Raw genomic sequence first — 7,248 nt, 5'->3', positions numbered from 1 at the left:
CCCGCCGGGTGCACCGGGCCGACCTGCTGGCCGCCCTGCTGGCCGCCGCGGTGCTCGCGGCGGCCGGGGCGGCGGCGGTGATCGCCACCGGGGGCCGCTCCGCGGCCGGCCCCGGGCCGGCCCTGCTGGGCGGCCTGGCGGCCACGGCGGTCTGCGTGCTGCTGGGGCTGGCGGTCGGCGCGCTGTGCAACCGCCCGGTGATGTCCTCCGGGCCGTTCGGGATCCTGGCGGCGCTCGGCGCGGCGGTGCTGGTGCTGATGGTGCCCCTCGCGCCCGCCCACGTGGTGGTGCGGGCGCTCGTCCGGGCGGCCGAGCACGGCGAGCTCGACCTGACGGGTTCGGTGCTGCCGGCGCTGCTGGCCGCCGCGGTGTTCGCCGCCGGGGCGGTGGCCGCGGCGGCGGAGCTGGCGGTGCGCCGGGGGGAGTGACCGGGGGCGGCCCTCCTTCCGGCACCGAAAATCGGACACACCGCCACGATCCGCCATAAATATGGCAAATCATCGTTAGGCTGCGACCACCAGCAGCGGTGCGGCACCGGTCCCGCACGCTCGAGGACTGGAAGGAACCCGCGCGTGAGCAACCTCTTCGCGATCTCCTACCCCGATGTGGCGACCGCCCAGCAGGTCCGGGACACCGCCATCGGCCTGCAGAAGCAGAAGCTGATGGACCTGGAGGACATCGTCGTCGTCGAGCGCCGGCTCGACGGCAAGGTCAAACTGCACCAGGCCGTCAGCACCACCGGCATCGGCGCCGCCTCCGGCGCCCTGTGGGGCGGCGTCATCGGCCTGCTCTTCTTCATGCCGTTCCTCGGCGCGGCCGTCGGCGGCGCCACGGGCGCGGCGGTCGGCGCCGCGACCGACACCGGCGTCGACGACAACTTCATGCGCCAGGTCGGCCAGAAGATGGAGCCGGGCTCCGCCGCCCTCTTCATGCTCGTCCGCTCCGCCACCGCGGACAAGGTCGTCCCGCAGTTCGCCCAGTACGGCGGCGAGATCCTGCAGACCTCGCTCAGCGCGGACCAGGAGGAGCACCTCGTCGAGGCGCTCAAGGCGGCGAAGGCGCCCAGCGGCGTCTGACCCCGCCGCGGCCGCCCGCCCGGGCGGCCGCGCTCCGCCCGCCCAAGGACCGGCCGTGGCCACACCCACCACCCCGGCGGCCGCCCCGACCACCGCGCCCCCGGCACCGCCGACCCGCCGCACCACCGAGCTGCTGCTGGTCGTCGGCGCCGTGCTGATCGCGGTGTTCGGCTACATCGAGGTCGGCGCCAACATCGACGGCCGGCCACCGCCCGACGCCGCCTCCTACGGGGCGGCGCTCGGCGCGCTGGCCCTGGTCGCGCACGCCGCGGTGCGCTGGCGGGCCAGGTACGCGGACCCGCTGCTGCTGCCGATCGCCGTGCTGCTCAACGGCATCGGACTGGTCGTCATCTACCGGCTGGACCGGGCCACACCCGGCTCGGCCGCCGCCCCCGCACAGCTGCTCTGGTCCGCCTTCGGGGTGGCGCTCTTCCTCACCGTGGTCGTCGTGCTGCGCGACCACCGGGTGCTCCAGCGGTACGCCTACATCTGCGCGCTGGCCGCCCTGGTGCTGCTGGTGCTGCCGGTGTTCTTCCCGCCGGTCTACGGCTCCCGGATCTGGATCACCGTCGGCGCGTTCTCGATCCAGCCCGGCGAGTTCGCCAAGGTCCTGCTCGCGGTGTTCTTCGCCGCCTACCTGGCCGCGCACCGCGACGCCCTCGCCCTGACCGGCCGCCGGATCTGGTGGTTCCAGCTGCCCCGCGGCCGGGTGCTCGGCCCGGTGCTGGTGGTCTGGGCGGCCTTCGTCGGCGTCCTGGTGCTGGAGACCGACCTCGGCACCTCGCTGCTGTTCTTCGGGCTGTTCGTGATCATGCTGTACGTGGCGACCGCCCGCAGCGGCTGGATCGCCATCGGGCTGTTCCTCGCCGCGGTCGGGGCGGCGGGCGTCGGCCGGCTCTCCCCGCACGTGCACAGCCGGGTCACCGACTGGCTGGACCCGCTCGGCTCGATCGCCGCCGGCCAGGGGCCCAACCAGATCGCCCAGTCGCTGTTCGCGTTCGCCTGGGGCGGTCTGCTCGGCGCCGGCCTCGGCCTCGGCCACTCGATCCTCATCGGGTTCGCCGCCAAGTCCGACTTCATCCTCGCCACGATCGGCGAGGAGCTCGGCCTGACCGGGCTGACCGCCGTCCTGCTGCTCTACGCGCTGCTGGTCTCGCGCGGCTTCGCCACCGGCCTCGCGCTGCGCGACCCGTTCGGGCGGCTGCTGGCGATCGGCCTGGCCGCCATCGTCGGCCTGCAGGTCTTCGTGGTGGCCGGCGGCGTCCTCGCGCTGATCCCGCTGACCGGGATGACGCTGCCCTTCGTCGCCCAGGGCGGGTCCTCCGTCGTCACCAACTGGATCATCGTCGCCCTGCTGGTGCGGATGAGCGACACCGCCCGGCGCCCCCGCCCCGGGGTCAGCCCGTGATGACCCGCGGCGACTCCGCCGCCCGGCCCGGCATCTCCACCACCGGCCGCCGGGCCGGCACCTTCTGCCTGCTGCTGATCGTCGCCCTCGCCGCCCAGGCCACCCGGGTCCAGGTGTTCCAGGCCGACGCCTACAACCACAACAAGGCCAACCAACGGCTCACCGTCGAACGCTACGACCAGCCGCGCGGCAACATCCTGGTGGCCGGCGAACCGGTCACCGGCTCCACGCCGACCGGCGGCCGCTACGACTACAAGCGCACCTACACCGACGGCCCCGCCTGGGCCGCCGTCACCGGCTACGCCTCCCAGGTCTACGGCACCACCCAGCTGGAGGGCGTCTACGACGACCTGCTCTCCGGCGCCGACGACCGCCTCTCCGGCTGGGCGGTGTGGGACGCCGTCTCCCGCGGGCAGAACCCCGGCGGCGACGTCCACACCACCATCGACCCGGCCGCCCAGCAGGCCGCCCTGCGCGGCCTCGGCCGCCAGCAGGGCGCCGTCGTCGCGATCGAACCCGCCACCGGCCGCATCCTCGCCCTCGCCAGCACCCCCTCGTACGACCCGGGCAGCTTCGCCGGCTCCTCCGCCGCCGACCGCGAGGCCTGGACGAAGCTGCGCGCCGACACCGACCAGCCGATGCTCAACCGGGCGCTGCGCCAGATCTACCCGCCCGGCTCCACCTTCAAGGTGGTCACCGCGGCCGCCGCACTCGCCTCCGGCCAGGTGACGGACATCCACGCGCCCACCGGCGCGCCCTACCCGTACGTCATGCAGGGCACCACCACCGAGCTGGTCAACGACAGCCGGGCCTGCGACGAGGCCGGCCTGTCGCTGGACGAGGCGATGGTCAACTCCTGCAACAGCACGATGGGCTGGCTCGGCACCCAGGTCGGGCTGCAGAGGATGGTGTCCACCGCCCAGTCCTTCGGGTTCAACGACGCCGCCCTCGACGTCCCGGTGCGCGCCGCCCGCTCCAACTTCGACACCAGGATGAACACCTCCCAGGTGGCGCTCTCCTCCATCGGCCAGTACGACACCGCCGCCACCCCGCTGGTCATGGCGATGGTCGCCGCCGGGATCGCCGACAACGGCACGGTCATGCATCCCCAGCTGGTGGACAAGCTGACCCGCAGCGACGGCACCGTCGTCCAGCTCATGCACCCGCAGACGTACCGGCAGGCGGTGAGCCCCTCCGTCGCCGCGAAGGTCCAGCAGCTGATGGTCGACGTCGTCGAGGAGGGCACCGGCAGCAGGGCGCGGATCCCCGGCGCCGTCGTCGGCGGCAAGACCGGCACCGCCCAGCACGGCACCGGCAACGGCGGCACCCCGTACGCCTGGTTCATCGCCTGGGCGCGCCCGGCGGACTCCGGCGGCGTGCCGCCGGTCGCGGTGGCCGTGGTGGTCGCCGACAGCGAGGCCACCGACGTCACCGGCGGCACCCTGGCCGCGCCCATCGCCCGTTCGGTCCTGCGGGCCGTGCTGGACGGCGGCTGATCCCCCGCCGTCACCGGCCGCCCGGCGCGCGCCCCGCCGACACGCCCCCCGACCGGCGGGCACGGCACCGCGGCCGACGGCCCCGAACCGCCCGCCGGCCGCCCCCGTTGTGGCAGGACGCACACCATCAACCGTCGGGGCACCGGGACACGGACCCTCCCAGCCCCTAACCTCTCAGCCATGGTGACCCCCCGGATGCCCGACCGGCCCGTGCCCCGGCGCCGTGCGCGCCGGCGCCCCGCCGTCCCCGGCACCGGGGCGACGCCCGCCGTCCGGGTGCCCCGCCCCCGGTCCGTCCGCCGCCCGGCCGCCCGACGGCTGGCCGGCCACCGCGGCGTCCAACTGCTCGGCTGCGCGATCGCGGCCGGCTGGGCCGCCGCCTTCCCGCTCGTCTCGGACCTGCCCAACCAGGTCTTCTGGGGCACCCTGGCCGGCCCCGCCTACGGCATCGCCGGACTGCTCTGCCTGGTGCTGCCCCGGCGGATCGCCCCGCGCGCCGCCGCCGCGGTGGCGCTGGTCGGTGCGGTGCTGCTGCCGCTGGTGCTGCTCGCCGTGCACGGCCGCCACCAGTCAGAGGTGATGGTGGTCGAACGCTCCGCCCACCTGATGCTGCTCTCCGGCGACCCGTACCTGGCCGCGCCCGTCCGGGCCGCCGACTACAACCCGTACCTGCCCACGATGGTGCTCTTCGGCCTGCCGCGGGCGGTGCTCGGCAGCGCCGGGCCGGCGGCGATGCTGCTCGGCGACGCCCGGATCTGGTTCGCGCTGACCTTCCTCGGCTGCATGCTGGGCAGCTGGTGGCTGCTGCGCCCCGCCCACGACCGCGCCCCGCTGCTGCCGCTCGCCGTGCTCACCGCCTCCCCGCTGATCGGGCTGGCCCTCGCGGTCGGCGGCGTCGACCTGCCCTTGATCGGCGTCTGCTGCCTGGCGATGGCCCTCGCCGCCCGCGGCCGCGCCACCGCCGCCGGGGTGGTGCTCGCCCTCGCCTGCACCCTCAAGTGGACGGCCTGGCCGGCGCTGCCGGTGGCCGCCCTGCTGATCTGGCGGCTGTACGGCCGGCTGCCGGCCGCCCGGGCCGCACTGATCGCGGTCGGCGCCTCGGTGGCGGTGGTGCTGCCGTTCGCGCTGCTCGACGGGCAGGAGATGCGCGAGCAGGTCGTCCGCTTCCCGCTCGGCCTGGCCGCCGTGCAGACCCCGGCCGGCAGCCCGCTGCCCGGCAAGGTGCTGGCCGGCCTCGGCCCGACCGGCCACACCATCTCGCTCACCCTGCTCTGCCTGGGCGGCCTCGCCGTGGCGCTCTGGCTGCTGGCCTACCCGCCGACTTCGGCGGTCGCCGCCTGCGACCTGCTGGCGGCCGGCCTGGCGATAGCGTTCGTGCTCGCCCCGGCCGGGCGGTTCGGCTACCTGGCGCTGCCGGCCGTCCTGGTGATCTGGCCCCGGCTGGCCTCCCGGACGCTCTCCTGGCGGACGTCGGAGCGGGCCGCACTGCCGCCGCGCACCGGACTCGTCCAGGTCTGACCCCCGGGCCCGGACGACAGCCCGGACCCCCCGTCCGGCGCGTCCCGCGCACTGCGCCACGATGATCCAGAACACTCGTGCCGGGACGGCCGGCACCGCAGGGAGGACGGCGGATGGCGCACAGCGACGGACCGGCGGGCACCGACCGCCGGCGCTTCCTCGGACTCGCGGTCGGCGCCGCGGCGGCCGGAGCCGCCGCCACCGCGGGCTGCGCCTCCACGGCCGGCCCCACGCCCCCCGCCGACACCGGGAGGTCCTCCGCGGCCCGCCCCGCGCCCTCCGCCACCGCGGCCGAGAACGCACTGCCCGGCGACCCGGACTGGCGGATCACCCGGCCGGGCTCCGCCGAGGCGATCGAGGGCTTCGCCGACCGGGTGAGCGTGCTGCCCGGCGAGCCCTTCGGCCTGTACGTCTCCACCACGGTGCCCGGGTTCCGGATCCGCGCCTACCGGATGGGCTGGTACGGCGGCACCCGCGCCCGGCTGGTCTGGCACTCGGACGCGCTGCCAGGCACCCGCCAGCCGGACCCGGAGGTGGACGCGGCCACCCGGCAGGTCCGCGCCGGCTGGCGCCGCACCGCCACCGTGCAGACCCGCGGCTGGCCCGAGGGCAGCTACCTGCTGCGGCTGGACGCCGAGGACGGCTCCGCCCAGCGGTACGTGCCGATCACCGTCCGCTCCCGGGCCGCCGCCGGCCGGACGGTGGTGGTCAACGCCGTCACCACCTGGCAGGCCTACAACGAGTGGGGCGGCCACAACCTCTACAACGGCCCCACCGGCGGCCTGGCCACCCGGTCGCTGCAGGTCACCTTCGACCGGCCCTACCGCTACGCCGACGGCGCCGGACTCTTCCTGGTGTACGAGGCGCCGCTGATCGCCCTCGCCGAGCGGCTCGGCCTGCCGCTGGCGTACACCACCACCGTCGACCTGGCCCGCGACGCCGAGCTGCTGCACGGCGCGACCGCGGTGCTCTCGCTCGGCCACGACGAGTACTGGTCGCCCGAACAGCGGGCCCACGTCGCCGCGGCCCGGGACGCCGGCACCAACCTGGCGGTGCTCGGCGCGAACTGCTGCTTCCGCCGGGTCCGCTACGAGCCCTCCGCGCTCGGCCCGGACCGCACGGTGGTCTGCTACAAGGGCGCCTGGCAGGAGGACCCGGGCCGCAGGGCCGGGCACCCCGCCACCAACGACTTCCGGGCCGCGCCGGACGCCGACCCGGAGAGCTCGCTGCTCGGGATGATCTACGACGGCTACCCGGTGGACGCCCCCTACGTGGTCACCGAACCCGGCCACTGGGTGTTCGCCGGGACGGGGGCGAAGGCCGGCGACTCCTTCGCGCACCTGGTCGGCGTCGAGTACGACCGGGTGAACACCGCCTTCCCCACCCCGCGGCCGATCGAGGTCGTCGCGCACTCCCCGGTGGTCTGCGACGGCCGGCGGTCCTTCGCCGACACCGCCTACTGGACGGCCCCGGGCGGGGCCGGGGTGTTCGCCAGCGGCACCATGCGCTGGGTCGAGGCCCTGGACGCCCAGGGCCCCGGCGGGCACGGCAACCACGGCATGGACGGCCGGACGGGCGACCTGGTGCGCCGGGTCACCGAGAACGTCCTCACCGCCTTCGCCGCCGGCCCGGCCGCCCGGACCCACCCGGCCGTGGACAACGTCGCCGCCGTTTACGGCTAGGCCGAAGCTGCGCCCCTAGAAGGTGCACCACTAGGGGCGCGTGGGGGCACCTCCCGGCCCGCCAGGGC

The 7,248-nt window shown here is 75.8% G+C and carries 5 protein-coding genes and 1 pseudogene; all 6 read left to right on the top strand.

Annotation, left to right across the window (positions count from 1 at the left end; all coding sequences use genetic code 11):
* Positions 1–428, top strand: a pseudogene (locus ABD353_RS03985) (ABC transporter); the annotation flags it as partial.
* 144 nt (positions 429–572) lie between these two features.
* Positions 573–1,076: a DUF1269 domain-containing protein gene (locus tag ABD353_RS03980; protein WP_344622033.1), complete on the top strand. Its 504-nt coding sequence runs from the start codon at positions 573–575 to the stop codon at positions 1,074–1,076.
* Between the two features lie 55 nt (positions 1,077–1,131).
* Positions 1,132–2,484 carry an FtsW/RodA/SpoVE family cell cycle protein gene (locus ABD353_RS03975; RefSeq protein WP_344622032.1) on the top strand — a complete coding sequence of 451 codons (1,353 nt, stop codon included), beginning with the start codon at positions 1,132–1,134 and terminating at the stop codon, positions 2,482–2,484.
* The gene (locus tag ABD353_RS03970) at positions 2,484–3,980 is read left to right on the top strand and encodes a penicillin-binding transpeptidase domain-containing protein (protein WP_344622031.1); all 1,497 of its coding nucleotides are present in this window, start codon (positions 2,484–2,486) and stop codon (positions 3,978–3,980) included. The genes ABD353_RS03975 and ABD353_RS03970 overlap by 1 nt, the downstream gene beginning before the upstream one ends.
* Before the next feature lie 180 nt (positions 3,981–4,160).
* A complete protein-coding gene (locus ABD353_RS03965; protein WP_344622030.1) occupies positions 4,161–5,498 on the top strand; it encodes a hypothetical protein in 1,338 nt (445 codons plus the stop codon).
* A gap of 113 nt (positions 5,499–5,611) precedes the next feature.
* Positions 5,612–7,180, top strand: coding sequence for a N,N-dimethylformamidase beta subunit family domain-containing protein (locus ABD353_RS03960; protein ID WP_344622029.1), 1,569 nt, complete (start codon positions 5,612–5,614; stop codon positions 7,178–7,180).
* Positions 7,181–7,248 lie beyond the last annotated feature (68 nt).

The sequence above is a fragment of the Kitasatospora arboriphila genome, from assembly GCF_039528095.1.
In the GTDB taxonomy this organism is placed as follows: domain Bacteria; phylum Actinomycetota; class Actinomycetes; order Streptomycetales; family Streptomycetaceae; genus Kitasatospora; species Kitasatospora arboriphila.
This window is presented reverse-complemented; position numbering and strand designations above follow the sequence as displayed.

Coding starts and splice junctions, on each gene's coding strand:
- ABD353_RS03970 (WP_344622031.1), top strand. CDS start 2,484: ATGACCCGCGGCGACTCCGCCGCCCGGCCCGGCATCTCCACCACCGGC.
- ABD353_RS03965 (WP_344622030.1), top strand. CDS start 4,161: ATGGTGACCCCCCGGATGCCCGACCGGCCCGTGCCCCGGCGCCGTGCG.
- ABD353_RS03960 (WP_344622029.1), top strand. CDS start 5,612: ATGGCGCACAGCGACGGACCGGCGGGCACCGACCGCCGGCGCTTCCTC.